The sequence below is a fragment of the Xanthomonas sp. LF02-5 genome (genome assembly GCF_034105325.1).
Taxonomy (GTDB): Bacteria; Pseudomonadota; Gammaproteobacteria; order Xanthomonadales; family Xanthomonadaceae; genus Xanthomonas_A; species Xanthomonas_A sontii.
Map to the genome: position 1 here is coordinate 1,249,270 of NZ_JAXGGF010000001.1, position 26,997 is coordinate 1,276,266.

At 69.6% G+C, this 26,997-nt stretch carries 18 protein-coding genes; 3 read left to right on the top strand and 15 right to left on the bottom strand.

The genetic code is table 11. The annotated features are described in order from the left end of the window. Positions 1 to 31: 31 nt before the first annotated feature. The 3 genes from SLW52_RS05455 to SLW52_RS05465 all read right to left on the bottom strand — a co-directional run bounded on the left by SLW52_RS05455 (position 32) and on the right by SLW52_RS05465 (position 4,405). Positions 32 to 754 carry a 4'-phosphopantetheinyl transferase superfamily protein gene (locus SLW52_RS05455; RefSeq protein ID WP_320739203.1) on the bottom strand — a complete coding sequence of 241 codons (723 nt, stop codon included), beginning with the start codon at positions 752 to 754 and terminating at the stop codon, positions 32 to 34. Between the two features lie 232 nt (positions 755 to 986). Continuing rightward, entirely contained in the window at positions 987 to 2,972 is a 1,986-nt protein-coding gene (locus SLW52_RS05460) for a beta-L-arabinofuranosidase domain-containing protein (protein WP_320739201.1), read from the bottom strand. A 29-nt stretch (positions 2,973 to 3,001) separates the two neighbouring features. Further along, positions 3,002 to 4,405: an MFS transporter gene (locus SLW52_RS05465; protein WP_017913263.1), complete on the bottom strand. Its 1,404-nt coding sequence runs from the start codon at positions 4,403 to 4,405 to the stop codon at positions 3,002 to 3,004. Positions 4,406 to 4,593: 188 nt separating this feature from the next. Here SLW52_RS05465 and SLW52_RS05470 point away from each other — a divergent pair, with 188 nt between their 5' ends. Further along, positions 4,594 to 5,412: an AraC family transcriptional regulator gene (locus tag SLW52_RS05470; RefSeq protein ID WP_017913264.1), complete on the top strand. Its 819-nt coding sequence runs from the start codon at positions 4,594 to 4,596 to the stop codon at positions 5,410 to 5,412. Positions 5,413 to 5,610: 198 nt separating this feature from the next. Here SLW52_RS05470 and SLW52_RS05475 read toward each other — a convergent pair whose 3' ends face one another. The 11 genes from SLW52_RS05475 to SLW52_RS05525 form a co-directional block, all read right to left on the bottom strand. After that, positions 5,611 to 6,687 (bottom strand): chemotaxis response regulator protein-glutamate methylesterase, encoded by a 1,077-nt coding sequence (locus SLW52_RS05475; RefSeq protein WP_152182712.1) that lies wholly within the window; start codon positions 6,685 to 6,687, stop codon positions 5,611 to 5,613. A 28-nt stretch (positions 6,688 to 6,715) separates the two neighbouring features. Beyond that, positions 6,716 to 7,522, bottom strand: coding sequence for a CheR family methyltransferase (locus SLW52_RS05480; protein ID WP_295943246.1), 807 nt, complete (start codon positions 7,520 to 7,522; stop codon positions 6,716 to 6,718). A gap of 16 nt (positions 7,523 to 7,538) precedes the next feature. After that, positions 7,539 to 8,810 carry an EAL domain-containing response regulator gene (locus SLW52_RS05485; RefSeq protein ID WP_320739199.1) on the bottom strand — a complete coding sequence of 424 codons (1,272 nt, stop codon included), beginning with the start codon at positions 8,808 to 8,810 and terminating at the stop codon, positions 7,539 to 7,541. Positions 8,811 to 8,859: 49 nt separating this feature from the next. Beyond that, positions 8,860 to 9,393, bottom strand: coding sequence for a chemotaxis protein CheW (locus SLW52_RS05490; RefSeq protein ID WP_026143817.1), 534 nt, complete (start codon positions 9,391 to 9,393; stop codon positions 8,860 to 8,862). A 9-nt stretch (positions 9,394 to 9,402) separates the two neighbouring features. Next, positions 9,403 to 11,331: a methyl-accepting chemotaxis protein gene (locus SLW52_RS05495; RefSeq protein ID WP_148829994.1), complete on the bottom strand. Its 1,929-nt coding sequence runs from the start codon at positions 11,329 to 11,331 to the stop codon at positions 9,403 to 9,405. 37 nt (positions 11,332 to 11,368) lie between these two features. After that, the gene (locus tag SLW52_RS05500; protein ID WP_295973413.1) at positions 11,369 to 13,363 is read right to left on the bottom strand and encodes a methyl-accepting chemotaxis protein; all 1,995 of its coding nucleotides are present in this window, start codon (positions 13,361 to 13,363) and stop codon (positions 11,369 to 11,371) included. A 59-nt stretch (positions 13,364 to 13,422) separates the two neighbouring features. Further along, complete coding sequence (locus SLW52_RS05505) at positions 13,423 to 15,561, bottom strand: methyl-accepting chemotaxis protein (RefSeq protein ID WP_295959370.1); 2,139 nt, start codon at positions 15,559 to 15,561, stop codon at positions 13,423 to 13,425. A gap of 57 nt (positions 15,562 to 15,618) precedes the next feature. Continuing rightward, positions 15,619 to 17,703: a chemotaxis protein CheA gene (locus tag SLW52_RS05510; protein ID WP_320739196.1), complete on the bottom strand. Its 2,085-nt coding sequence runs from the start codon at positions 17,701 to 17,703 to the stop codon at positions 15,619 to 15,621. 13 nt (positions 17,704 to 17,716) lie between these two features. Then, positions 17,717 to 18,037 carry an STAS domain-containing protein gene (locus SLW52_RS05515; protein ID WP_017908422.1) on the bottom strand — a complete coding sequence of 107 codons (321 nt, stop codon included), beginning with the start codon at positions 18,035 to 18,037 and terminating at the stop codon, positions 17,717 to 17,719. 453 nt (positions 18,038 to 18,490) lie between these two features. Further along, positions 18,491 to 22,147, bottom strand: a complete 3,657-nt coding sequence (gene mfd / locus SLW52_RS05520; RefSeq protein WP_320739194.1) for a transcription-repair coupling factor — start codon at positions 22,145 to 22,147, stop codon at positions 18,491 to 18,493. Positions 22,148 to 22,269: 122 nt separating this feature from the next. After that, positions 22,270 to 22,812 (bottom strand): GNAT family N-acetyltransferase, encoded by a 543-nt coding sequence (locus tag SLW52_RS05525; RefSeq protein ID WP_017909572.1) that lies wholly within the window; start codon positions 22,810 to 22,812, stop codon positions 22,270 to 22,272. Positions 22,813 to 22,944: 132 nt separating this feature from the next. Between SLW52_RS05525 and SLW52_RS05530 the strand changes: the two genes are divergently transcribed. Continuing rightward, entirely contained in the window at positions 22,945 to 23,907 is a 963-nt protein-coding gene (locus SLW52_RS05530; RefSeq protein ID WP_267084773.1) for a YwqG family protein, read from the top strand. Positions 23,908 to 23,934: 27 nt separating this feature from the next. Here the strand turns inward: SLW52_RS05530 and rlmJ are convergent, their stop codons facing one another. Continuing rightward, the gene (rlmJ, locus tag SLW52_RS05535) at positions 23,935 to 24,792 is read right to left on the bottom strand and encodes a 23S rRNA (adenine(2030)-N(6))-methyltransferase RlmJ (protein ID WP_295968217.1); all 858 of its coding nucleotides are present in this window, start codon (positions 24,790 to 24,792) and stop codon (positions 23,935 to 23,937) included. A gap of 241 nt (positions 24,793 to 25,033) precedes the next feature. Between rlmJ and SLW52_RS05540 the strand changes: the two genes are divergently transcribed. Next, a complete protein-coding gene (locus SLW52_RS05540; RefSeq protein WP_267115194.1) occupies positions 25,034 to 26,974 on the top strand; it encodes a GGDEF domain-containing protein in 1,941 nt (646 codons plus the stop codon). Positions 26,975 to 26,997 lie beyond the last annotated feature (23 nt).

Genomic DNA, 26,997 nt, shown 5'->3' on the forward strand with positions numbered 1-26,997 from the left:
TGCGCGGCAACGGCGTAACCCCGGACTACCCTTACCAGACGCAACTGGTGAGCAGCAGCCCGGGCTGCACGTCCACCCAGCGCAGACGGTGCGCTTGTCCGGCCGGCAAGGCCGGCGCCAGCGGCGTGGCGATCCGCGTCTCCACGCTGCCGCTGGCCGGCTCGCAGCCTTCGATGCGCAAGGCGTCGAAATCGAAGAAGCGGCCGACGGTCGCCGCGGTGGCCTTGTAGAAACTCTCTTTCGCCGAGAAGCCCAGGGTCAGCGCATACGGCCAGCCGCGGACGCGGGCGAGCGCAGCCAATGCGTCACAGTCGCTGGCGTCCAGGGCCACGCTGCGGATCGCCTCGAGCTGGTCCGCCGCCACCACACGTTCGATATCCAGGCCGATGCCGTTGGCTCCGGCGAACGTCGGCATGGCGATGGCGACCGCCACGCCGTCGGTATGCGAGAGGCTGCCGAGGAAACCCTCTGGCCAGAGCGGCGCGCGGTCGGGGCCGATCGGAAGGTCGGTGGCCGTGCTGCCGGCCGCCCGCAGCGCGGCGCGCGCCGCGCGCCGTCCGGCCAGGTACTCGGCCTGGCGCTTGCGCACGCTGCGCGCGATCGACGGCGGCTGCTGCACGCGGTGGCGCTGGAAATCGTCGCTGTCGAAGGCATCGACCTCGAACGGCAGCAGCCAGGCGTCCGGCACAACGATGCGATGCGCGCCGAGAGCGAGGCGGGCGAACGGCGGGGCGGCGAGGGCCAGGGCATCCATGGCCCTAGCTTAGAGCGTGCGCTGGCCGTGCGGCGCGTGCGATGCGGCCGGTGAGGCGCCGCATGGCAGGCATCGCTGTGGTGACCTGTTTCCGCAAGGATTCATCCGAATGCAGCTTGTCCGGCAGGAACGGCGCTTGTCCCCTTCTGCGGGATCAGCCGCGACCGGCGTTCCCGGTAACGCCGGTCGCGGCTGAAGCCGCTCCTGCAGCAGACGTTCCGTAGCGTTGCCTTCAGCCGTCGCTGGCGTCCACCCACACCCGCATTTCGCCCTCGCCGCGATTGGCCCAGGCGAAGTAGGGCACGAAGGTCAGGGGCTGCGGCTGCCGCGTCGGCGGCGGCGCATCGTAGCAGTACAGCGGTGCGGCCGCGGCGTCGACGTCGCCATGCAGGCGTTCGCCGGTGGCTTGCAGCAGCACCTGGCCGGCGAGCGCGCCGGTGCCGGGTACGGCCTGCAGCGTGGCGTTGGCCGGCAGGCGCAGCTGATGCAGGTCGGCGCCGTTGTCGGCCTGCTCCAGGCAGTACACCAGCGGCCCGCGTTGCACCGCGACTTTGCCGGCCAGGTGGCGCACGCGCGGGTGCCCGCTGACCCGCATCGGCGGCATCGGCAGGCGCAGCTGCAAGGTGTCGCCGGACTGCCAGCGCCGGTGCAGCACGCAGTAGCCGTGCTGGCGGTGCGCGTCGATCGCCACCGGCTCGCCGTTGAGCAGCAACTGCGGCGCCTTGCACCAGTCCGGCAGGCGCAGCGCCAGTGCCGCCTCCACCGGGGCGCTGCACTCCACCTCGAAGGCGATCGTGTCCTGCCACGGATATTCGCCGCGCTGGCGCAGGGTCAGGGTCTGCCCGCCGACCTCGAACCGCGCGTCGCTGCCGACATAGAGGTTCACGTACAGCGTGTCGTCGCGGCGGGTGTAGAGGTAGTGGCCAAGCGAGGTCAGCACGCGGGCGATGTTGGGCGGGCAGCAGGCGCAGCCGAACCAGCGCTGGCGCACGGGCTTCACATGATCGAAGGTGTGGTTGCCGTGCACGGTGGGCGGGTGCACTTCCAGCGGGTTGACGTAGAAGAAGTGACGCCCGTCCAGAGCCATGCCGCCCAGCACGGTGTTGTACAGCGCCCGCTCCATCACGTCGGCGTAGCGGCCATCCGGCGCCAGCTGCAGCATGCGGTTGGCGAACATCATCAGCCCGATCGAGGCGCAGCTCTCGTTGTAGGCGGTGTCGTTGGGCAGGTCGTAGTCGACGCTGAAGGCTTCGCCGTAGCTCTGCGCACCGATCGCGCCGGTCAGGTACATCTGTCGCTGGGTGGCGTTGTCCCACAGGCGCTCGCAGGCCGCGCGCAGGGTGGCGTCGCCGCTGTGCCGGGCCAGGTGCGCCACGCCGGCGTACAGGTACACGAAGCGCACCGCATGGCCGACCGCGGTGTCCTGCAGCGCCACCGGCAGATGCGCCTGGCTGTAGGCCTTGTCCTGGATCATCCAGGCCGGGCCGTGCCCGCCCCAGAAGAAAGTCTGGCCGCGCTTGGCGTACTCCTCGTCGTAGTAGTGCGGCGCGGTGCCGCGTTGTTCGACGAAGTAGCGCGCCAGTGCCAGGTAGCGCGCCTCGCCCGTGGCCTCGTACAGGCGCATCAGTGCCAGTTCGATCTCCGGATGCCCGGGGTAGCCGTGCAACTGCGTGGGGCCGGGGCCGAAGGTGGCGTCGATGTGGTCGGCGAGCCGGCACACGATGTCGAGCAGGGTGCGTTTGCCGGTGGCCTGGAAGTAGGCCACGCCGGCCTCGATCATGTGCCCGGCGCAGTACAGCTCGTGGCACTCGGCCAGGTTGGTCCAGCGTTCCTGCGGCGCCTTCACCGTGAAGTAGGTGTTGAGGTAGCCGTCGGCCTGCTGCGCGGCCCCGATCAGCTCGATGGTGGCGTCGGCATCGCGCTCCAGCGCCGGATCGGGATGCTGTGCGAGCAGGTAGGCCACCGCTTCCAGCCATTTGGCCACGTCGCTGTCCTGGAACACCATGCCGTAGAACGCGCCGTCGCTGCGGCCGGCGGCGATGCGGAAGTTCTCGATGGCATGGCTGGGTTCGGCATCGGCGACGTTGTCGTTGAGCGCGTCCCACTGGTAGGGCAGCACCACCTCCTGCACCAGGCGCTGGTAGCGCTGCCAGAACGGATCGGCGATGCGCAGGTGGGCGAGCGGCAGTTCCGGGGACGGCACGGGCGAATGCGGCATGGAGCGGAGATCCTGGAGAGTGGGGAAGGTCAGTGCACCGGGCGTGCGGCCAGATCGGCGGCGATATTCGCCAGCAGCGGCCGGCGCAGCCGGCAGCGCAGGATCACCGCAGCCAGCAGCAGGTGCAGGCCGGCGGGGATCAGCGTTTCCAGCAGGGTGATGGCCTGCAGCGAGGCGGGACTCTGCTGCGCGGCGCCGGCGCGGTAGCCGGCGTAGACGAACAGCGCGCTGATCACCACCGCGCTCGAGGCCCAGGCCAGCTTGATGCAGAACAGGTTGAAGGCGAAGTTGATGCCCGAGGAACGCACCCGGTTCTTCCAGGCGCCGTAGTCGTCGGCGAAGGCCATCAGCGAGAAGTGCAGCGGCAGCGCGAAGCCCAGCACCAGGCAGTGCACGAAGATCACCCCCAGCCACAGCGTCTGCTGCGCCGGTCCGGTCGGCAGCCACCACTGCGCCACGCCGAACGCGGCCAGCGCCAGGTTGGTGTGCAGGTACAGCGCCAGCGGATCGAAGCGGCGGCACAGCGCGTTGACCACGATCGCGCCGAGTACCGTGGCCAGCGCCACCATCGCGAAGAACAGCGAGGCGTAGCCGCTGCTGCCGCCGAGCACGTAGGTGATGAAGTACAGATAGGCGCCGCCGCGGATGTTGTAGACGTTGATCAGCAGGAACGACATCAGCAGCACCAGCCGCAACTGGTCGTTCTGCAGCAGGCCACGCAGATGTGCGCCGATGCCGGCGCCGCCGAGCAGGCTGACCGGCACGCGTTCGCGCACGGCGAAGAAGCAGCACAGGAACATCGCCACCGCCAGCACCGCCAGCACGCCCACGCCGAGCTGGTAGCCGCGCGCGGCGTCGCCATTGCCCAGTTCCCGCACCAGCCACGGCAGCCCGACCGACACCAGGAAGCCGGCGATGCCGCACAGCACGAAGCGCCAGGATTGCGCCGAGACCACGTCGCGGTGGTCGCCGGTCATGCTGTTGATCAGCGCGCAGTAGGGCACGTTGATCGCGGTGTAGCACAGCGACAGCAGGAAGTAGCTGGCGAAGGCGTAGGCGATCTTGGCGCCGGCGCTCAGCTGCGGCGCGCTGAAGGTCAGCACGCAGGCGATGCCGATCGGCACGGCGACCCACAGTTGCCAGGCGCGGAACCGGCCCCAGCGGCTGCGGGTGCGATCGGCGATCAGGCCCATCACCGGATCGGACACCGCGTCGGCCACGCGCAGCACGGTGAACAGGGTGCCGACCAGCGCCGGGGTCAGGCCGAACACGTCGGTGTAGAAGAAGGTGAGGAAGTTGGCGATCAGGCAGGTGACCACCGTGCCGCCGGCATCGCCGAGGCCGTAGCCGAACTTCTCCAGGCGCGACAGACGCGGCGTGGTCGCGGCCGGTGCGGCGTCTGCGGTGGCGTGGCCGATGGCGGTCGCGGTCAACGTAACGGCTCCTGGCGCGCCCGGTCCGGCGCCAGCGCAAAGTGGCATGGCGGCGCACCCGCGACAAGAGTCTGTGCGGTATAAAACCGGTACGATTCCGACCACGGCGGCCGCGGCGTCCTTGCGCGGCATCGTTCATTCGAATGCTGCAGTGCAGCGTCGCGCAGGCAAGGGGAGACGTTTCCGACATGCTCGAATTCGCCGTCGCCTATCCGATCCGGGTCCAGAACGGAGGCCTGTTCATTTCCCGCGGCGTGGGTGCGCATCCGGCGCGGGTGATCCAGTCCTACGAGCTGATCTTCGTCGAGCGCGGCATCCTCTCGATTCGCGAACAGGACAACGACTTCCACGTCGGCCCCGGCGAGACACTGTTGCTGTGGCCCGGCCGCGCGCACGCCGGCCTGGGCCAGTTCCCGGACGACCTGCGGTTCTATTGGGTGCATTTCGAACTGGAACCGGGCGCGGCGCAGGCGGACAACGCGGTGGCGCTGTCGATGCCGCAGCGCACTGCGATCCGCGATCCGGATCGCTTCGTCGGCCTGTTTCGCTGGTTCCTGGCCGAGCAGGAGGAACGGCGCACGCTGCCGATGCTGGAGCCGATCGTGCTGTCGATGCTGCAATGCGTGGCCGGCGCCTGGCCGGATCCGCACGATTCCGAACGCGCCGGGGTGGCGCTGGCGTACCGTGCCAAGCAACTGATCGGCACGCAGTTCCACACCGCGCTCACCGCCTCGTCGCTGGCCGCGCAACTGCACTGCAATCCGGATTATCTGGGCCGCATCTACCGGCGCAGCTTCGGCACCACGCTGACCGAGGCGATCCACCGCCAGCGCATCGCCTTCGCCGAGAAGCTGCTGCTGGTCAACACCTGCGCGGTGGACGACGTGGCGCAGCGCGCCGGCTTCAGCGACAGCGGCTACTTCCGCCGCGTGTTCCGCCAGCGCCTGGGCATGACCCCCAGTGCGTATCGGCGGCTGTACTGCAAGGAGCACATCAATTCGGGGTGAGGGGGGCTTGCGGGCGCATGTGCGTCGCCGCTTGCCGCGAACCTGCTTGCGCCGCTGCGCGCTGCAAGGTGTGTGGCAGGGACAGGGCTTGGCTGCCCGCGTTTGCAGGAGCGGCTTCAGCCGCGACCGACATTCATGGGAATGCTTCGTCGCGGCTGAAGCGGCTCCTGCGGCAGGGTGGTGCGGCGGCCGGCTGGGCTAGCTCAGCTGCTGGCCGATCTCGCGCGCCATCGCGTTGAGCGGCAGGATCTTCTCCGCGCCGCCGCGCTTGATCGCTTCCTTGGGCATGCCGAACACCACGCTGCTCTGTTCGTCCTGGGCCACGGTGCGTGCGCCGGCCTGGCGCATCTCCAGCAGGCCGACCGCGCCGTCGTCGCCCATGCCGGTCATGATGATGCCCAGCGCGTTGCCGCCGGCGGCGCGCGCGGCGGAGCGGAACAGCACGTCCACCGATGGCCGGTGCCGGTTCACCGGCGGCCCGTCCAGCACTTCGACGAAGTACTGCGCGCCGCTGCGCCGCAGCAGCATGTGCTTGCCGCCCGGCGCGATCAGCGCGCGTCCCGGCACCACGCGGTCGTTGTTGGCCGCTTCCTTCACCGAGATCTGGCACAGCGTGTCCAGGCGTGCGGCGAAGGCGGCGGTGAACTTTTCCGGCATGTGCTGGACGATGACGATGCCGGGGCTGACCCGCGGCAGCGCGGTCAGCACTTCCTCCAGCGCCTGGGTGCCGCCGGTGGAGGTGCCGATCGCCACCACCCGTTCGGTGGTCTGCGACAGCGCGCGGCCGCCCTGTGCGGGCAGGATCACGTCGGCGGTGTGCTTGATCTCTGGCTCCGCCGGCGCCACGGCCGGCCGCGACGACAGGCGCTTGACGTTGGCGCGCGCCGCGCTCTTCACCGTGGCGATCATTTCCTCGGCCGAGTCGGTGAGGAATTGCTTGAGGCCGAGCTTGGGCTTGGTCACCACCGCCACCGCGCCGGCGGCCAGCGCGTCCATGGTCACCCGCGCGCCCTTCTCGGTGAGCGTGGAGCAGATCACCACCGGGGTGGGGCGTTCGCTCATGATCTTGCGCAGGAAGGTGATGCCGTCCATCTTCGGCATCTCCACGTCCAGCACGATCACGTCTGGCCACTGCTGGCGCATCTTGTCCATCGCCAGCAGCGGGTCGGCCGCGGCGGCGATGACCTCGATGCCGGGCGCGTCGTTGAGCACAGCGACCAGCACCTGGCGCACCACCGCCGAATCGTCGATCACCATGGCCTTGATCGTGGTCATGCGGGGTTCCCTCCTGGGACGTCGTGGTTCATGGCTTGCGGTACACCGACGGCGCGATCTGCACCACGTCGCCGTTGACGTCGTTGAGGCTTTCGGAGTGGCCGATGCAGAAGATGCCGCCGCGCTTGAGCGTGCCGAGCACCCGCGCCACCACTTCGCGCTTGGTCTGGCCGTTGAAGTAGATCATCACGTTGCGCAGGAACACCACGTCGAACTGGCCCAGGTTGGGCAGCGTCGCGTTGAGGTTGGCGTGCAGGAAGCGCACATGGTCGCGGATCTTGCGGTCGATCAGCATGCTGCCCTCGTACTCGCCGCGGCCCTTGAGGCAGTAGCGCTTGAGCATGGCCGGCGGCATGTGCTCGATGCGCAGCAGCGGATAATGGCCGGTCCGCGCCTTGGCCAGCACGCGCGTGCTGATGTCGGTGCCGATCACCTCGTAGGGGCGGCCCTGCAGGGTATCGTCCAGCACCATGGCCATGCTGTAGGCCTCCTCGCCGCTGGAACTGGCCGCGCTCCAGCAACGGAACGGCGTACCGCCGGTGTGCGCGGCCGCGATGCTGCGCAGCAGGTCGAAGTGCTTGGGTTCGCGGAAGAAATAGGTTTCGTTGGTGGTCAGCAGGTCGATCGCGGTCTGCACCTCGCCGCTGCCCTCGCGGCTTTCCAGCAGCTTGAGGTACTGGGTGTAGGTCTGCAGCGAATGCGCCTTCAGGCGCTTGCCCAAGCGTCCGCACAGCATGGCTTTCTTGGCCGGCGAGATGGTGATGCCGGCGGCGTCAAAGATGAAACGCTGGAACCGGCCGAATTCCTGCTCGGTGATGGTGTCGTGGCTGGTCATGGTCATGGCCGGTCGGTCAGTGGGGAGGGGCGGGAGCGGGGATGCTGGCGTTGCCGCTGGGACCGTGTTCCTGCAGCAGGCGCTGGTGCTCCAGCAGCCAGGCGTGCAGCGCGCCGCCGCCCAGCGGGCGCGCCAGCAGGTAGCCCTGGCCGAAGTCGCAGCCCAGCTCCTGCAGCAGGGTCCAGTCCTCCACCGTTTCGATGCCCTCGGCGACGGTGCTCAGGCCCAGCCGCTGGGCCATGCCCAGCGCCGATTCGAGGACCGTGCGCAGGTTGCGGCTGCGGTGCGCGTCGTGGACGAAGATGCGGTCGATCTTCAGTTCGGTGAAGGGGATGCGGGTGAGCTGCTGCAGCGAGGAGAAGCCGGTGCCGTAGTCGTCCAGCGACAGGCCGAAGCCCTGCAGCCGCAGCCGTGCCAGCATGCCCAGTGCGCTGCCGCAGACCAGCGAGCTTTCGGTGATTTCCAGCACCAGGTCCGACGGCGCCAGCCCATGCTGGCGCAGCAGCCCGAGCAGTTCGTCGAGCAGGTTCGGGTCCTGCAGCATGCTCGGCGACAGGTTCAACGCCAGGGTCAGCTGGAACCCGTCCTGTTTCCACGCCGCCAGCCGTGCCATCGCCTGGTCGGCGACGCAGGCGGTGAGCGCATGGATCAGGCCTTCGCGCTCGGCCACGGCGATGAAGCGGTCCGGCGCGATCGGCCCGGCGCTGGGATGGCGCCAGCGCGCCAGCGCTTCCACGCCGCCGACCCGGCCGCTGCGCATGTCCACCTTGGGCTGATAGGCCACCTCGATCTCGCCGCGTTGCAGTGCCTCGCGCAGCATCGCCGCCATGGTCGCCTCGCCGGGCGCCTCGGCGTCGTCACGTGGTGCCGGTGCGCTCGGCGCGTGGGCGCGCACCGCGGCCGCGAGCTGGGCGGCGCGCAGCGGCTTCTCCAGCCCCGCCAGCACCTGCAGGCCGTTGCTGCGCCCGACCTGCAGCACCGAGTCGATCAGGGCCGCGCCGCGTTGCGAGGCGACCACGATCGGCACGCGCACGCTGCAGCGGGCCAGTGCGTCGAGCAATTGCACGCCGTCCATGCCGGGCATTTCCAGATCCACGATCAACAGCCCCAGCGGCGGCCCCTGGGTTACCCGTGCCAGCGCGGCATGGCCGTCGGCCGCGCCTTCCACCGCCACCGCCCCCATGCGCTGGCACAGGGCCAGCGCATGTTCGCGCTGGACCTGGCTGTCGTCGACCACCAGGACCGTGCCGAAGTGGTGCAGGGCGGCGGTGTCGGGGGACGTGGGCATGCGAAATCCGTCTCGAGGAAAGGGCGGGGCGCTAAGTGGCAACGGCCGCTCAGGCGGCGATGCCTTCTTCCAGGTGGGCGTCGAGCGCGGTCATGCTGGCGAACTCCTGGGGCGCCAGCACCGCATCGGCGGCGAGCAGGATCACGAAGCGCTCGCCGACCTTGCCCATGCCGTGGATGAAATCGCGGCGGATGCCGGTCCCGAAGGCCGGCGGCGGCGCGATGTCGGCGGTGGCGATCTCCAGCACCTCGCTGACCGCATCCACAAGCAGGCCCAGCACCTGGCGTTCCTCGCCGCTGGCCACCTCGATGATGACGATGCAGGTGCGCTTGCTGATCTCGCTGGGCGCGCGGCCGAAGCGTTGCTGCAGGTCCACCACCGGCACCACGGCGCCACGCAGGTTGATCACCCCGCGCAACGCGGGCGGCATCATCGGCACGTCGGTCGGCGTGCGGTACTCGATGATCTCCTTGATGCCGAGGATGCCGACGCCGAACATTTCCTTGCCGAGCAGGAAGGTCAGGAACTGGTCCGTGGCCAGGTCGCCGGCGTCGGAGGGTGAGAGCGAAGCGGGAGCGTTCATGGCCATGTCTCAGAAGGTTTCGAAGTGGGCTTCGTCGAGCGAATCCGCCAGGACCAGCTGGCCGTTGGCGACGCGCGCGATCGGCTTGGGACCGGCCTGCCCGTTGCGGCCGCGCCCGGCGCCGGGACGTCGCGCCGCGGTCCTGGCCGGCGGGGCGCCCTGCACCTTGAAGAAGCTCATCAACTGCTGCAGCTGTTCGGCCTGCGCGCTCATCTCCTCGGCCGTGGCGGCCAGCTCCTCGGAGTTGGACGCGGCCTGCTGGGTGGTCTGGTTGAGTTGGCCGACCGCGGCATTGATCTGACCGACGCCGGAGGTCTGCTCCTCGGAGGCGGCGGTGATCTCCTGCACCAGGTCGGAGGTGCGCTTGATCGACGGCACCATCTCGTCCAGCAGCTTGCCGGCGTTCTCGGCCAGTTCCACGCTGGAGCTGGCGACGTCGCCGATCTCCTGCGCCGCGATCTGGCTGCGTTCGGCCAGCTTGCGCACTTCCGCGGCGACCACCGCAAAGCCCTTGCCGTGCTCGCCGGCACGCGCGGCCTCGATCGCCGCGTTCAGCGCCAGCAGGTTGGTCTGGTAGGCGATGTCGTCGATGATGCCGATCTTCTGCGCGATCTGCTTCATCGCCTGCACGGTCGCCCGCACCGATTCGCCGCCGTCCAGCGCCTGGCTGGAAGCCTTGCTGGCCATGCCGTCGGTGATCTTGGCGTTTTCGGTGTTCTGCGAGATCGACGCGGTCATCTGCTCCAGCGAGGCGCTGGTCTCTTCGACGCCGGCGGCCTGCTCGCTGGCCGCCTGGCTCAGCGACTGCGCGGTGGCGCTGACCTCTTCCGACGCGCTGGCCAGCGATTCGGCATTGCCGTTGACCTCGCTGACCACCTGCGACAGGCGCGCGATGGTGTCGTTGATGTAGTTCTTCATTTCGGCGTAGGCGCCGTCGTAGTGCTTGTCGATGCTCTGGGTCAGGTCGCCCTCGGCCAGGCCGCCCATCACCCGCACCACGTCCTGGATGCTGCCGCCGGTCGTGGTCGCCAGATCGTTCAGGCCCTGGCCCATCTCACGCTGGAACCCGGCCAGGCCATCCAGCGCGATCCGCTCGGAGAAGTCGCCGCGGTTGGCGGCCGCGACCACACGGCGCTGGCCGTCGATCACCAGCTTCAGCCGCTCGACCATGGTTCGCATCGCATACAGCGCGCTGCCGCTGTCGTTGGCGCGTACCGCCACCTCCAGGTTGAGGTCGCCCTGCGCCACCTTGTTGGCGATCTCGGCCACATAGGCCGGCTCGCCGCCCAGCAGGCGGGTGAGGATGCGCACGATGAAGAACGCCACGACCGCGCCCAGCAGCACCGCCGCCACGATGGTCGCGATGATCAGTGAGCGCGCGGACGCATAGAGTTCGTCGCCGCGGTCGCTGGCGTCCTGGCCGCCCTTGACGTTCAGGTCCACCAGCTTGTCGATCGCGTCGGCGGTGCTGCGGAAGATCTGCCGCTGCTCACCGTTCAGCACGGCCGTCGCCTCCTGGGTCTTGCCCTGCGCGGTGAGCGCCAGCAATTGCTTGTGCAATTCGGTGTAGCGATCGAAGTTCTTGGCGAAATCCGCGTACAGCGCCTGCTCCTCGGGCGAGGAGATCAGCGGGACATAGGTCTTCCTGTTGTTCTCGAACGCCTCCAGTGTCTTGAGCATGCGCGTGTCGTAATCCTGCATCTCGGCTGGACTGGTGGCGACGACCCGCTGCAACTCGAGCAGACGCAGCTTGTTGAAGTTCGCGCTCATCTCCTCGACGTTGCGCACGCTGGGCATCCAGTTGGTTGCGAGCTCCGTGGACGAGCCGTTGATCCTGGCCATCTGCATCGTGGCGAAAATGCCGGTCCCCAACAGCAGCAGCAACACTAGGCCGAAGCCGATGCCGATGCGCGTGCCGATCTTCATGTGCTGGAACATCGTGATCCCCCTGGATGTGATGTCGTGAAAGTGGATGTCAGAACGTATCGAAATGGGCTTCGTCCGGCCCCGACACCAGTGCCAGGCCGACCTCGCCGAACCCACGCTTGCGCGCCGGCGCCGCCCTGCGGGACGGACCGGCGGTGACTGCCTTCGGACGCCGCGGCGCCACGACCTGGTTGGTACGGAAGAAACTCATCAACTGCTGCAACTGCTCGGCCTGCCCGCTCATTTCCTCGGCCGTGGCGGCCAGCTCCTCGGAGTTGGCCGCGGCCTGCTGGGTGGTCTGGTTGAGCTGGCCGACCGCGGCGTTGATCTGGCCGACGCCGGAGGTCTGTTCCTCGGAGGCGGCGGTGATCTCCTGCACCAGGTCGGAGGTGCGGCGGATCGACGGCACCATCTGCTCCAGCAGCTTGCCGGCGTTCTCGGCCAGCTCCACGCTGGACTCGGCGACCTGGCCGATTTCCTGCGCGGCCACCTGGCTGCGCTCGGCCAGCTTGCGCACTTCCGCGGCGACCACCGCAAAGCCCTTGCCGTGCTCGCCGGCGCGCGCGGCCTCGATCGCCGCGTTCAGCGCCAGCAGGTTGGTCTGGTAGGCGATGTCGTCGATGATGCCGATCTTTTGCGCGATCTGCTTCATCGCCGCCACCGTCGAGCGCACCGCATCGCCGCCTTCGTTGGCTTCGCGCGCGGCTTTGGCCGCCATGCCGTCGGTGACCTTGGCGTTCTCGGTGTTCTGCGCGATGGAGGCGGTCATCTGCTCCAGCGAGGCGCTGGTCTCTTCGACGCCGGCGGCCTGTTCGCTGGCCGCCTGGCTCAGCGACTGCGCCGTGGCGCTGACCTGCTCGGAGGCGCTGGCCAGGGCGTCGGCGTTGATGTTGACCTCACCGACCACCTGCGCCAGGCGCGCGACGGTGGCATTGATGCTGTCGCACAGTTCCTTCAGCTGGCCCTGGCACTGCACGTCCGCCAGCCGGGTCAGGTCGCCGGCCTCGATCGCCTTGAGCACGGCGCGGGCTTCGTTCAGCGGGCCGATCACCGTGTCCAGGGTCAGGTTGACGCCGTCGACGATGCGGCGGAAGTCGCCATGGTGCAGGCTGCCGTCGGCACGCACGTCCAGACGGCCGGCCGCGGCGGCGTCGACCAGCAGGCTGGTGTCGCGGATCAGCGCGCGCAGGTTGGAACGCACCTGCTCGATCGTGTCGTTGATGAACGCCTTCTTGCCCGGGAGGGCTTCCAGCGGCGCGTCGAAGTTGCCGCGGCCGAATTCGGCGATGCAGGCCATCGCCTTCTTCTTGGTGGCGATGTGGTCGCCGACCATGCGGTTGATGCCGTCGGCCATGCTGCGGAAATCGCCTTCAAAGCGGTGGCTCTCGATCACCACGTCGATGTCGCCGGCGTCGTGCTGCGCGGACATGTGCTTCATCTGCGCGATCAGTCCCTGCATGTTGCGCCGCACCTGCTCGATGATCTCGTTGATGAAGACCTTCTTGCCCGGCAGCGTCTCCAGCGGCGCATCGAAATTGCCGCGACCGAACTCGGCCACGCAGGCCAACGCTTTCTTCTTGGTGGCGATGTGATCGCCGACCATGCGGTTGACGCCTTCGGCGATGACCTTGAACTCGCCCTCGAAGCGATGGCTCTCGATCACCACGTCGATGTCGCCGGCATCGTGCTCGCGCGACATGCGCACGATCTCGTCGTTGATCTGACGCATGCCGGTCTGCACCTGGCGCAGTGCCAGCAGCACCTCGCAGGCCTGGTCGTTGCGCACCGTCGGCATCACCACCTCGAAGTTGCCGGTGGCGAAGCGCGCCAGGGTGGTGGTGGCGATCCGCAGCGAGCGGGTGATGGCGTGGACGGTAAAGGCCAGTACCGCGGCGGCGAGCACGGTGGCGCCGATGCCCAGCGCCAGGGTCTGCCCGGCGGGCAGGCCGAGGGCGAACCCGCACACGGCGGCGGCCAATGGCAGCACGATGGCGATGGCCGAGCCGCTCCACAGCTTGGATGACAGCGAAAGGGAGTTGGACATGCCGTGGTACCTGTGCGGGATAGAGAGGCACCGGCCTGCCGGGCCGGTGCGGAGATGGATCAGAACGAGACGAACGCGGCTTCTTCCAGGCGTGCGGCCTGCGCCGTGGCGGCAGGCCCGCCGAAGCTGCGCGCGCGTGGCCCGCGTTGCATCGGCGTCGGCAGCCGCCGCGGCTGCGGGGCCGGTGCCGGGGTGGGTGTGGCGCCGGTGGTGAAGAAGCTCATGAGCGTTTGCAACTGTTCGGCCTGGCTGCTTACTTCTTCGGCCGTGGCGGCCAATTCTTCAGCGTTGGCAGCGGATTGCTGTGTTGTCTGGCTGAGCTGCACCACGGCGGTGTTGATCTGGCCGACGCCGGAGCTCTGCTCTTCGGAGGCGGCGGTGATCTCCTGCACCAGGTCGGAGGTGCGGCGGATCGACGGTTCCATCTCGCCGAGCAGGCGCCCGGCGGTCTCGGCCAGGTTCACGCTGGTGCTGGCGACGTCGCCGATCTCGTGCGCGGCGACCTGGCTGCGCTCGGCCAGCTTGCGTACCTCGGCGGCGACCACCGCGAAGCCCTTGCCGTGCTCGCCGGCGCGCGCGGCCTCGATCGCCGCGTTCAGCGCCAACAGGTTGGTCTGGTAGGCGATGTCGTCGATGATGCCGATCTTGCGTGCGATCTCCTTCATCGCCGAGACGGTGGCGCGGACCGCCTCGCCGCTTTCGGCGGCCTCGCGCGAGGCCTTGGCGGCCATGCCGTCGGTGATCTTGGCGTTCTCCGCGTTCTGCGCGATGGAGCCGGTCATCTGCTCCAGCGAGGCGCTGGTCTCCTCCACGCCGGCGGCCTGCTCGCTGGCCGCCTGGCTCAGCGACTGCGCGGTGGAGGACAGTTCCTCGGCGGCGCTGGCCAGGGTCACGGCGTTGCCGTTGACCTCGTTGACGATGCTGGTGAGCTTGTCGATGGTGGCGTTGACGTAGCGCTGCATGTCGGCGAAGGCGCCTTCGTAGTGACCCTGCACCTGGCGGCTGAGGTCGCCCTCGGCCATCGCGCCCATCACCTTGATCACGTCGCCGACACTGCGCAGATTGCCGCGGGTCTGTTCGATGATCTCGTTGATGAAGGCCTTCTTGCCCGGCAGCTGCGGCATCGGCGCGTCGAAGTTGCCGCGGCCGAACTCGGCGACCACGCCCAGCGCCTGCTTCTTGACCGCGATATGCGCCGCGACCATGCGGTTGATGGCCTTGCCGATCGCGCAGAATTCCCCGTCCAGATGGGTGCAGTCGATCTGCACGTCGATGTCGCCCTTGTCGTGCTCGTCGGACATGCGCGCGATCTCGCCGATCAGGCGCTTGAAGTTGCCGCGCACCTGCTCGATGGTGTCGTTGATGAAGGCCTTCTTGCCGGGTAGCTGCGGCATGCCCGCGTCGAAGTTGCCGCGGCCGAACTCGGCGACCACGCCCATCGCCTGCTTCTTGACCGCGATGTGGCTGCCGACCATGCGGTTGATGCCGTCGGCCATGCTGCGGAAGTCGCCCTGGAAGTGCGCGCTGTCGATGCTGGCGTCGATCTCGCCGGCCTCGTGCTGCTCGGAGACGCGGCGCATTTCGGCGATCAGGCCGAGCATGTTGCGCCGCACCTGCTCGATGGTGTCGTTGATGTAGGCCTTCTTGTCCGGGAACGCGGCCAGCGGCGCGGTGAAGTTGCCGCGGCCGAACTCGCCCACGCAATCGATCGCCTGCTTGCAGACGCCGATGTGGGCGCCGACCAGTTGGTTGATGTCGCCGGCCACGGCCCGATAGGCGCCGCTGGACTGCGCGGCATCCAGCATCACGTCGCAGTCGCCGGCGGCGTGCGCGCGGGTCATGTGCGCGACGTCGGCCTGCAACTGCCGCAGCGGTCGCTGCGCGGCGAGCAGGGCCTGGCCGATCTCGCTGCCGCCGGCGGTCGCGTCCACGCGGTCCAGTTCGCCCTGCGCCAGCGCCTGCAGACCGGTGCGGGCCAGATCCAGTTCGCGCTGCGCGGCAGCGGACGTTTGCTGCGCCGCGCGCACGCTGCCGCCCAGCACCAGGCCAGCGACCAGCGTGGCCACGGCGACCGCAGCCCAGGCGAGGCCGCCGGCCAGCGGCAGCGCCAGCGCCGCGACGGCCGCGGCGGCGGGCAGGGCGACGGCGACGACCGCGGCCGTCGGCAGGGTGGTAAGGGGCGTCCGGTTCTGGGACATGACGGCGATTCCTGGTTGATGGCGTGACGTAGGAATGACGGCAGGCGATGCGACGGTTCAGGCCGCCAGCGATTCGGTGCCGGGTTGCAACTGGCCGATGAGCGACGGCACGTCCAGGATCAGGGCGACCCCGCCGCTGCCGAGGATGCTGGAGCCGCTGATGCCCTTGACCTGGGCGAAGACCTTGGAGAGCGGCTTGATCACGGTCTGCCACTCGCCCAGCAGGGTGTCGACCACCAGGCCGAACCGCTGCGCGCCCTGGCGGATCACCACGATGCTCTCGCGCGCCGGCGGCGCGCCGGCGATGGCGAACAGCGAGCGCAGGCGCACGTAGGGCAGCACGTTGCCGCGCAGGTCGATGTACTCGCTCTGGTAGTTCGGCGCGAACTCCACGCATTCCTCGACCACGTCCAGCGGCACCACGAACACCGACTTGCCGACCCCGACCTGGAAGCCGTTGATGATCGCCAGGGTCAGCGGCAGCCGCACCGAGATGGTGGTGCCGACGTCCTGCTGGCTGCTGATGTCGACGCTGCCGCGCAGCGCGGCGATGTTGCGCTTGACCACGTCCATGCCGACGCCGCGGCCGGACAGGTTGGTGACCTTTTCGGCGGTGGAGAAGCCCGGCTCGAAGATCAGCGCGAACACCTCGCGGTCGGAGAGCTGGCGGCCGGGTTCGATCAGGCCGCGCTCCAGCGCCTTGGCCAGGATCCGGTCGCGGTTGAGGCCGCCGCCGTCGTCGCTGATCTGGATGACGATGCTGCCGGAATCGTGGAAGGCGTTGAGGCGCACCGTGCCGCGCACCGGCTTGCCGCGCGCCTGGCGCACCTCGGCCGGTTCGATGCCGTGATCCATGGCGTTGCGCACCAGGTGGGTCAGCGGATCGGCGATCTTCTCCACCACCGACTTGTCCAGCTCGGTGTCCTCGCCATTGACTACCAGCGCGATGTCCTTGCCCAGTTCGCGGGCCACGTCGTGGACCACGCGGTGGAAGCGGCTGAAGGTGCCGCCGATCTTCACCATGCGCAGTTGCAGCGCGCTTTCGCGCACCTCCTCGACCAACCCGGCGAGGATCGAGGTGGATTCCAGCAGCTGCGCATCGCCGGTGCGCTGCGCGTTGGCGCCGGTGCTGGCGACCGCGATGATCAGCTCGCCGACCAGGTCGATCATGCGGTCGAGCTTGTCGGCGTCGACGCGGATCGAGCCGCCTTCGCCGCGCGCGCCGGCGGCCTTGGCGGGGCCGGCATTGGCGGCGGGGGCCGCTGCCGCGGCCGGCGCACTCGGCACGGCCGGCGCGGCTGCAGCCGGCGCGGCCGCCGGTGCGGCGGCACTCTCGAACCCGGCGAAGTCGTCGGCGCTGGCCTGGCTGCCGGCCTCGGCCACCAGCAGCGGCAGGTCCAGGTTGGCGGCGTCGCCGTGCGGGTCCACCGCCAGCACCTGCAGGTCGCAGTCGTCGCGCACGAATTCGAAGATGTCCTCGATCGCGGCCTGCTGCGCGTCGCTGCGCAGCAGGATGTCGAAGCCCAGGTAGCAGGCCTCCGGATCCAGTTCCGGCAATGCCGGTACGCGCTCGTGACGGGTGCGCACCGCTTCCAGGCTGCCGAGGCTGCGCAGGCAGCGGATCAGGTGCAGCGGCGAGTTGCCGAAGCGCAGCGCATCGGTGAACAACTGCAGCGAGATCCGCCAGTAGCCGGTCTGCGCCGGCGCCGCGGGCGTTGCGGCGGCGCTGGCCTTCGCGGCCGGCGCGGCAGCAGGGTGCAGGTAGGTCTGCAGGCGTTCCAGCAGCGGCGCACCGTCGGTGGCCAGCGTGGCTTCGTCCGCCTCGGCGCCGGCGGCCGCTTCCACCAGGGTGCGGATATGGTCGCAGCAGGCCAGCATCAGTTGGATCAGCTCCGAATCCAGCGCGACGGCCTGCTCGCGCACCAGGTCCAGCACGCTCTCCACCACATGGGTGAAGCCGACCAGTTGCGCCAGATCGAACAGGCCGCCGGAGCCCTTGATGGTATGGGCGGCGCGGAAGATCGCGTTGACCGCGTCGGGACCGGCTTCGCCGCGCTCGGCTTCCAGCAGGTTGCGTTCCATGTCCTCGAGCAGGTCGCGGCTCTCGGCGATGAAGGTCTGCAGCAATTGATCCATGTTCATGTCGTGCTGCCGATTAGTGAAGAGTGTCGTCGCCGACGCGCTCGAACGCGTCGCCCAGGCCGAGCAGGTCCAGCGCGTCGCCGACCGCCTTGGTGCAGCCCTCGAGCTGGAATGGCCGTCCCAGCGCGCGCAGCGCGGCCTGGGTGGCCAGCAGCAGTTGCACGCCGGTGGCGTCGATGTCGTTCACCGCCTGCACCTGCAGGCGCAGGCCGCCGGGATGCTCCAGCGCGGGCAGCAGCAGCGGCTTCAATTCGGCCGCATGGCGGATGGTCATGTCGCCGTCCACGATCAACTGCAGCGGCGGATCCTGTTCGTCGGGGGGCGTCGAGCGCATGGCGGGTCTCCGGCAGTGGCGAGTGGAAAGCCGGCGCCACGCCGTGAAGGGCGTGTGCAGGCCTGGGTACCAGCGATATCGGCGCGGACGGGAAATATTTAGAAATATTTAGCCTGCGTGAAGCATTTGTCTCGCAGGCCGCACGCGAGCCTGAGTGGTTCAGGCCGGTGCCAGGACGCGGATCCCATAACCGCGCCGATGCGGTCGGTCCCTACGTCTCTGCACGCGCCGTGCCAGTCGCGGCAACGGGAAGGCGTCAAAAAGCCGCGCCATACGTGCGACGTGGCGGCGGTCTTCACGTGAAGACCGCTGCAGGCCAGGGAACACAGCGGTGCGAGCGCCCATACGCCACCGAACGTTGTGGCGGTCCGGGGCGGGGGCGGGGCAGAGGGTGCGGGGTCGCGACAGCCGGCCGCGTGCGGGAGCCGGCGCGGGCGGACGCGCCCGCGTCGCTCAGCGTGGCGACAGCGCGGTCAGCAGGCCGCGCGCGGCATTGAAGCGGTCGGCCGCTTCCGGCAGCGGCAGCTTGAGCTTCAGCTTGTCCGGGCCATCCATCGCATACAGCTTGGGCTGCTTCTGGATCATCTGGATGATGGTCATCGGATCCACGTTGGGCTTGGCCTCGAACACCAGGCGCCCGCCGTGTTCGCCCAGTTCCAGCTTGCGGATGCCCAGCGCATTGGCCTGCAGCTTCAGTTCGGCGATCGCGAACAGGTGCTTCACCGGATCCGGCAGCAGGCCGAAGCGGTCGATCATCTCCACCTGCAGTTCGCGCAGGCCGTCGCTGTCGCGGGCGCTGGAAATGCGCTTGTACAACGTCAGACGGGTATGCACGTCGGGCAGGTAGTCGTCGGGGATCAGCGCGGGCACATGCAGTTCCACCTCGGCGCCGCGCGCTTCCTCGCCGGCATCCAGGTCCGGCAGCTTGCCCTGGCGGATGCTGCGCACCGCGCGTTCCAGCAGTTCGGTGTACAGGCTGAAGCCGACCTCGGCCATCTGCCCGCTCTGGTCCTCGCCCAGCAGTTCGCCGGCGCCGCGGATCTCCAGATCGTGGGTGGCCAGGGTGAAGCCGGCGCCCAGCTCGTCCATCGAGGCGATCGCGTCCAGCCGCTTCTGCGCATCGGGGGTGATGCTGCGCCGGTCCGGTACCAGCAGGTAGGCGTAGGCGCGATGGTGCGAACGGCCGACGCGGCCGCGCAACTGGTGCAACTGCGCCAGGCCGAAGCGGTCGGCGCGGTTGATGACGATGGTGTTGGCGTTGGGGATGTCGATGCCCGATTCGATGATCGTGGTCGACAGCAGCACGTTGAAGCGCTGCTTCTGGAAATCCAGCATCACCTTTTCCAGCTCGCGCTCGGGCATCTGCCCGTGGGCGATGCCGATGCGCGCCTCCGGCACCAGTTCGCTCAGCTCGCGCTGCATGCGGCCGATGCTCTCCACGTCGTTGTGCAGGAAGTACAGCTGGCCGCCGCGCGCCAGTTCGCGCTGGAAGGCTTCGCGCAACAGCGCGTTGTCCCACTGGGTGACGAAGGTCTGCACCGCCAGCCGGTTCGGCGGCGGCGTGGCGATGATCGACAGGTCGCGCAGGCCGGCCATGGCCATGTTCAAGGTACGCGGGATCGGCGTGGCGGTCAGGGTCAGCAGGTGCACGTTGGCGCGCAGCGCCTTCAGCGCTTCCTTCTGGCGCACGCCGAAGCGTTGCTCCTCGTCGACGATGACCATGCCCAGGTCCTTGAACTTCACGTCCGGCTGCAGCAGGCGATGGGTGCCGACGATCACGTCGATGCTGCCGGCGGCGACCTTCTCCAGCTCGGCCTTGATCTCCTTGCTGCTCTTGAAGCGCGACAGCACCTCGACCTTGAGCGGGTAGTCGGCGAAGCGGTCGCGGAAGTTGCGGTAGTGCTGTTCGGCCAGCAGCGTGGTCGGCACCAGCACCGCCACCTGCTTGCCGGCGCTGGCCGCGGCGAAGGCCGCGCGCACCGCGACCTCGGTCTTGCCGAAGCCGACGTCGCCGCAGACCACGCGGTCCATCGGCTGGCTGCTGGCCAGGTCGCGCAAGGTGGCGTCGATCGCGGCCAACTGGTCGGGGGTTTCCTCGAACGGGAAGCCGGCGGCGAACGGCTCGTACATCGCCCGGTCCACCTGCAGCGCCAGCCCGGCGCGGGCCTGCCGGCGCGCCTGGATCTCCAGCAGCTCCGCGGCCACGTCGCGCACCTTCTCGGCGGCCTTGCGCTTGGCCTTGGTCCATTGTTCGCCGCCCAGCGAATGCAGCGGCGCGGTCTCGGCCGAGGCGCCGGAGTAGCGGCTGATCAGGTGCAACTGCGCGACCGGCACGTATAGCCGGTCGCCCTTGGCGTATTCGATTTCCAGAAACTCGCCGGGCATGCCGCCGGCATCGAGCACGATCAGCCCGCGGTAGCGGCCGACGCCGTGGTCCTCGTGCACGATCGGCGCGCCCTCGGAGAGCTCGCCCAGGTCGCGGATGATCGCTTCCGGCTCGCGCCCCACACGTCGGCTGCGCCGCGGCTGGCTGGCACGCTCGGGGAACAACTGGCGCTCGGTCAGCACCGCGATCCGCGGCTCCTCCAGCGCGAAGCCGTCGTCGAGCGGCGCAACCGCGATAGCGAAACGTGCAGCAGAAAGCCCCTCTCCCTCCGGGAGAGGGGTTGGGGTGAGGGTCAGACCGCTAGTGGAGTTCGTCTGCGCAACCGTGGAACTTGCCGAAGCACCCGCCTTCTTGGTTCCCGGCCGCGCAGACGCCGCACCCTCATCCGGCGCTTCGCGCCACCTTCTCCCGGTGGGAGAAGAAACAAACGCCGCAAAGTTCGGCAGCACCTCCGGCTTCAACTCCGCGGCCGCCAACACTTCCAGCAGCGCCTCGCGGCGGCCGGGCGAATCGGCCGCGATCAGCACCCGGCCCGGGTAGTGATCGAGGAAGCTCTTCAGCGCCGCGCCCGGCGCGGCGTCCTTGGCCGCCACCGGCAGCGGCGGCAGCGGCTGGTCGCCCAGCGCCTGTGCCTCGTCGATGCGCGGGTGGTCGGCGGCCCACACGTCGATGCGCGGCAGCCCGTTGAGGCGCTCGCGCAGCGCGTCCGGCGCCTGGTACAGCTCCTCCGGCGCCAGCAGCGGGCGCTCCACGTCGTGGCGGCGCTGCTCGTAGCGGGCCTGGGTCTGCGCCCAGAACGCATCGGCCGCGGCGCCCACGCCCGGGGCGATCAGCGGCAGCACGTGCTCGCCCAGATAATCGAACAGAGTGGCGGTGGCCTCGCGTGCGCCGCTGCTGCGGGTGTCCTGGAAGAACAGCGGCAGGTAGTACTCGATGCCCGACGGCGCCAGCCCGGCCTTCAGGTCCTGGTACAGCGCACTGCGCCGGGTGTCCACGTCGAAGCGTTCGCGCAGCGCGGTCAATACCCGCTCCACGCTGACGTCGTCCATCGGCACTTCGCGACCGGGCAGCATGCGCACCGCCTGCACATGGTCCAGCGAGCGCTGCGATTCCGGGTCGAAGGCGCGGATCGAATCGATGTCCTCGTCCAGCAGTTCGATCCGCAGCGGCGCGTCGGTGCCCATCGGATACACGTCGAGCAGGCCGCCGCGCACGGCGAAATCGCCCGGGTCCATCACCTGCGGCACGTTGCGGTAGCCGGCGCTTTCCAGCCGCCGCTTCTCCGCGTCCAGGTCCAGGCGCTGGCCCACGCGCAGGTCGAAACTGCCGCCGACGATGTAGCGCAGCGGCGCCACCCGCTGCATCAGCGTCTGCACCGGCACCACCACGATGCCCTGGGTCAGCGTCGGCAGCCGGTGCAGCGCGGCCAGGCGCTGGCTGACGATGTCCGGGTGCGGACTGAACTGGTCGTAGGGCAGGGTTTCCCAATCCGGGAACGGCACCACCGGCAGGCTCGGATCCTCCCCGAGCAGGCTATGCAGGTCGGCTTCGAGCTGATGCGCGCTCTGGTTGTCGCGTGCGACCACCAGCAACGGCCCGCGGTGCGCGGACGCGGCGCAGGCGATGTGCCAGGCCAGAGCGGTGGAGGACGCGGGGGCGCGCCAGTGCGCGCGGAACTGGCCGGACTTGGGCAGCGGCGGAACGGGGAAGGGAAGGGGCGGCATGGACCAACTAGTTTAGCAAGGTCGGGACCCGGGGCCCGGGACCGGGGACACGTAAGAGCAGGAGCTGAAGCTGCCTGCGGAGCTCTGGCTTTTCCGGGTCCCGGGTCCCGGGTCCCGAGTTTTCAGCTGCCCAGTTCCAGCACCACCCGCACCAGGTCCGGATTGTCCGGATGCGGCATGCGCTGGAAGCCCAGCGACTCGGCCAACTGCAGCATCGGCACGTTGCGTTCGAGCACATCGCCGTAGAGTCGGTCCAGATACTTGCGGCGTGCCCACTTGACCAGCTTGCGCATCAATTGCCGGCCCAGGCCCTGGCCGGAAACGAAACTGCTGACCAGGATCGCGTACTGCGCCTCGCGGGTGCCCGGGTTGATCGCGGCGCGCGCCACCGCACCGACCACGGCTTCGCCAGGCGGCAGCGGCTCGGCGGCGACCAGGATCAGTTCCGACTTCGGATTGGGATGGGTGAGGCGTTGCGCCATGTCCTCGGTCAGTTCCTGCGTCGAATGCAGGAAGCGCTCGCGGATCTCGGTCGGCCCGAGCAGGCCGAAGGCACCTTGCAGCGGCGCGCTGTCCTCCGGCCGGATCGGACGGATCAGCAGTTCGCGCCCGCTGGGCAGGGTGAAGGTTTCATGCCACGGAGGCATGCGGTTGCGGGTAGCCATGGCCGTATGATCCTCGACGAAGCCTGGATTCTCGCATTGCCAAAACCTTACGCCCGTGAACGCAGCGTCCTGCCGATGTGCCGATCGGGTGGTCTTGCTAGAGTGGCGCTTCGTTCAAGGGAATGCGCGACGATGAAGACATCGCATGCCGTGGCCGTCTCCGCGGCGATCGGGCTGGGCCTGGCCACGCTGCTGGTGGGGCTGCTGGTGGGCGGTGGCAGGTGGCTGCTGCGCGCGCAGCACCACGACACGCCGACCGCCACCACCGCCGCTCCAGTCGCCGATGCGGAGCAGCTGGCGACGCAGGCATTGGCCCCGTACCAGGCGCGCCTGCAGGCCACGCGCCGGCCGGTGCTGCAGGTGCAACTGCAGCCGATGACGCAGGACGATCGCCTGGCCAGCAAGGTCGGCGGGCGCCCCTACTGGACCGGTGATAAGCCGTATCCGCACGCGGCCGACGGCCAGCCGCTGGCGCTGCTGGCGCAGATCGATCTGGCGCGGATGCCGCCGCTGCCCGGCTACCCGCGCCAGGGCATGCTGCAGTTCTTCATCGGCGGCGACGATTTCTATGGCGCCAACTTCGGTGGCGCGCGCAGCGACCTGGCCGCGCTGAGCGAACAACGCAATTTCCGCGTGGTGTACTGGCCGCAGCCGAAGGCGTCGGCGCGGCAGGCCGAGGTGCCGTTGCCGGCGGCCGACACGTTGCCGTTCGATCCGGCGCGGCCGCGGGCGATGCGGTTCGACGCCGGCGAGGAAACCATCGGCAGCAGCGATGTGCGCTTCGAGCAGGTGCTGGGCAAACCACTGGAGGAGGTGGCCGCCGCCTACGCCAAGCGCCACGCGGTGTCGCAGGATGCGGTGGACGACGCGCTGTTCGATGCCCTGAGCCGTGGCGGCAACAAGCTCGGCGGCTACCCGGAGTTCACCCAGCAAGACCCGCGAACCCTGCAGGACAAGCAGGTCCTGCTGCTGCAGTTGGACAGCGACGAGGAGATGATGTGGGGCGACAGCGGCGTCGCCAATTTCTTCATCGATCCGGACGACCTGCGGCGCGGCGATTTCAGCCGCATCGCCTACAACTGGGATTGCTTCTGAGCGCGCGCGTGCGCCGCCCCGCGTACCTTACGCTTCGCGCTTGAGCCATTCCAGGCGCGTGCTGGCACCGGCTTCGCCCAGGTGCGCCTTCAGCGGCGGCAGCGCCTGCGCCAGCGTCTGCTCGAACTGCCAGGGCGGATTGAGCAGCAGCATGCCGCTGCCGTTGAGCCGTAGCGGCGAATCGTCCGGGCGCACCTGCAGTTCGGCGACCAGCGCCGAGGCCACCGGCAACGCCGCGGCCTTGCGGAAGAACGGCTGCAGGCTACGCCGCTGCTTGATCGGATACCACACCGCGCACACCGCCTGTGGCCAGCGGCTCAGCGTTTCGCGCAGCGCGGCCACGATCAGCCGGTACTCGGCGTCCTGCGCTTCGTAGGGCGGATCGATCAGCACCAGCCCGCGGCCGATCCGGTTGGCCCCGGACTTCGGCGGCAGGAACGCCTTGATCGCCGCATAGCCATCGCCGGCATGCACCTGCACGCGGCGGTCGTGGGCGAACAACGCCTTGAGTTCGGCGGCTTCCTCGGTCTGCAGCTCGCAGGCGGCCAGCCGGTCCTGCGCGCGCAGCGCCTGCGCCACCAGCAGCGGCGAGCCAGGGTAGGCGACCAGGGCACCGACCGGATTGTCGGCCTGCACCGCGCGCAGGTAGCGCTCCACCACGTCGGGCAGGGTCGGCTGGCCCATCAACCGCAGCACGCCGGCGGCGGCCTCGCCGGTCTTGCGCGCCTCGTTGGCCGCGAACAGATAGCGGCCGCGCCCGGCGTGGGTATCGAGCACAAAGAACGGGCTGTCCTTGCGCTTGAACGCATCGAGCAGCGCCAGCAGCACGATGTGCTTGAGGACATCGGCATGGTTGCCGGCGTGGAAGGCGTGGCGGTAATTCATCCGCGCAGTGTACGGGGCGCCACGCCGGCCGGCCACGCCTGCCGAGGTGCCGGGCGGGGCGGGTCCGCGGCCGCGGTACACTAGCCGGGCGACCGCTGGCGGCCGCACGGCGCCTGCCGGGCATGAGGCCGGAAGGTGTGGACGATGGGCCTGTGCATCCGGGCGCAGGCGTCGTCGGAGCGTTCGGGTGCGCAGTGCCGATACCGCGTGGGCGGCCGGCGGGTCCACGGTTCGCATGCTCATGTCTTCTCCCCTGTTGCTCGGTGTCCTGGCGTTGGCGCTGCCGTTCGCCGCCTGCGGTGCCTCCCGTGCCGAAGCCGCGCCCTCGGGCGCAGCGCAAGCTGCGGCGTTCGATGCGCTGATCGAGGATGTCGGTGCGCACGGCAAGGACATGGCCGCCGACGAGCAGGCCTACCGCGTCGCGCATGCGCGCCTGCAGGCGCTGCTGCCCGCCGGCGACCCGGTGCGGCGGGCGCGCCTGGACGCCTTCGACTGCCAGCATTTTCCGCAGGGCCCGGCCGCGGCGGTGGAGCAGGCGCGGCGCGGCGAGCGCGGCGCGATCGCGCGCGCCCATGTGCAGGTCCGCCTGGAGTACCTGCTGTGCGAGACCTATGCGCTCTACAACGACGGCCAGCGCCCGGCCTATCTGCGGCCCGCCACCACGATCCTGGCGCTGACCGGTGCGCAGCGGTTCCCGCGCCTGCGCGCGGCGGCCCTGCGCATGCGCGCCTTCGCCGAGCGCGACGCCGGCCACTACGCGCAGTCGCTGCGTACCTTGCAGGAACTCCGCCGGCTCGACGAACAGCGCGATGGCGGCTGGGTCGCACTGCTGACCCTGATCGGCATCGCCGACGCCTACCTGGACATGGGCCTGCCGGACCTGTCACACCAGGTCGTCGCCGAGGTCCTGCAGCGGGCCAGGCAGGGCGATGGCGGCTACATGCAGGCGCTGGCGGTGGAGCGCGAAGGCGCCATCGCCGAGCAACGCGGCGATCTGCCGGCGGCGCTGGCCGCCTACCTGCGCGCGGCCGAGCTGCATGGCCGGCATCCGCTGGAGGGGTCGCAGGCGTCGCTGTTGCTGCGCGCGGCCCGGGTCAACGCGTTGCTGGGCAACCTGCCGCAGGCGCGGGCACAGCGGCAGCAGGCCGAAGCGCAACTGGTCGCGATGGGCGCCACGCGGCTGATGCGCGCGCGCCGCGATTACGTCGATGCGCTGATCGCCGAGCGCAGCGGCGATGCGCGGGCCGCGCTGGCGCTGGCCGAACAAGCCGAGCAGGGCTATCGCGCCAACGGCGACCTGCGCAGCCTCAGCGACGTGCTGGACCTCAAGGCCACCGCCTTGCGCGCGCTGGCCGCCTGGCGCCAGGCACTGGATGCGCGCGAGGCGCAGATGCGCGTGCAGCAGGAACTGGATACGCGCATGCAGCGCGAGCAATCGCAGTTCCTCATCGCCGAATCGGAAAGCCGCGAGCGCGATCTGGCGGCGCTGCAACTGGCGCAGAAGGCGGAAACCCAGCGTAACCGGCTGCAGGCGATGGAGCGCGAGGCGACCCTGCGACGCGCGTTGCTGGGCGCGGCGCTGCTGTTGCTGGCGGTGCTCGTCGGGGTGTTGTTCCTGACCCTAGGGCGCCTGCGCGGCGCCCGCCGCGAAGTGCGGATCGACAGCCTTACCGGCGTCGCCTCGCGGCGCCAGGTCCTGGGCGAACTGGACACCGCGCTGGCGGCGTTGCCGCGCGGCGGACGCATGCCGCTGTCGGTGCTGGCGCTGGACGTGGACCACTTCAAGCGGATCAACGACGAGCACGGCCACGCCGCGGGCGACCAGGTGCTGCGGCTGGTCGCCACGACCCTGCGGCAGAGCCTGCGCAGGAACGACAGCTTCGGCCGGACCGGCGGCGAGGAGTTCCTGGCGTTGCTGCCCGGTGCCACCTGCGCCGAGGCACGGGAGCTGGCCGGGCTGCTGCGCGAGGTGCTGGAGCGGCAGTCGTTCGACGCGGTCGTGCCGGGCCTGCGCCTGACCGTCAGCATCGGCGTCGCCGAGGCCGGCGCCGGCGAGAGCAGCCAGGCGCTGCTGGCGCGCGCCGATGCCGCGCTGTACCGGGCCAAGCACGGCGGCCGCAACCGGGTGGAACTGGCGTCGGCGCCGGGCGCGGCCAACGCGCGCGGCGGCAGCGACAGCTGACGCGCCGCAGGTGCGCGTCGGGT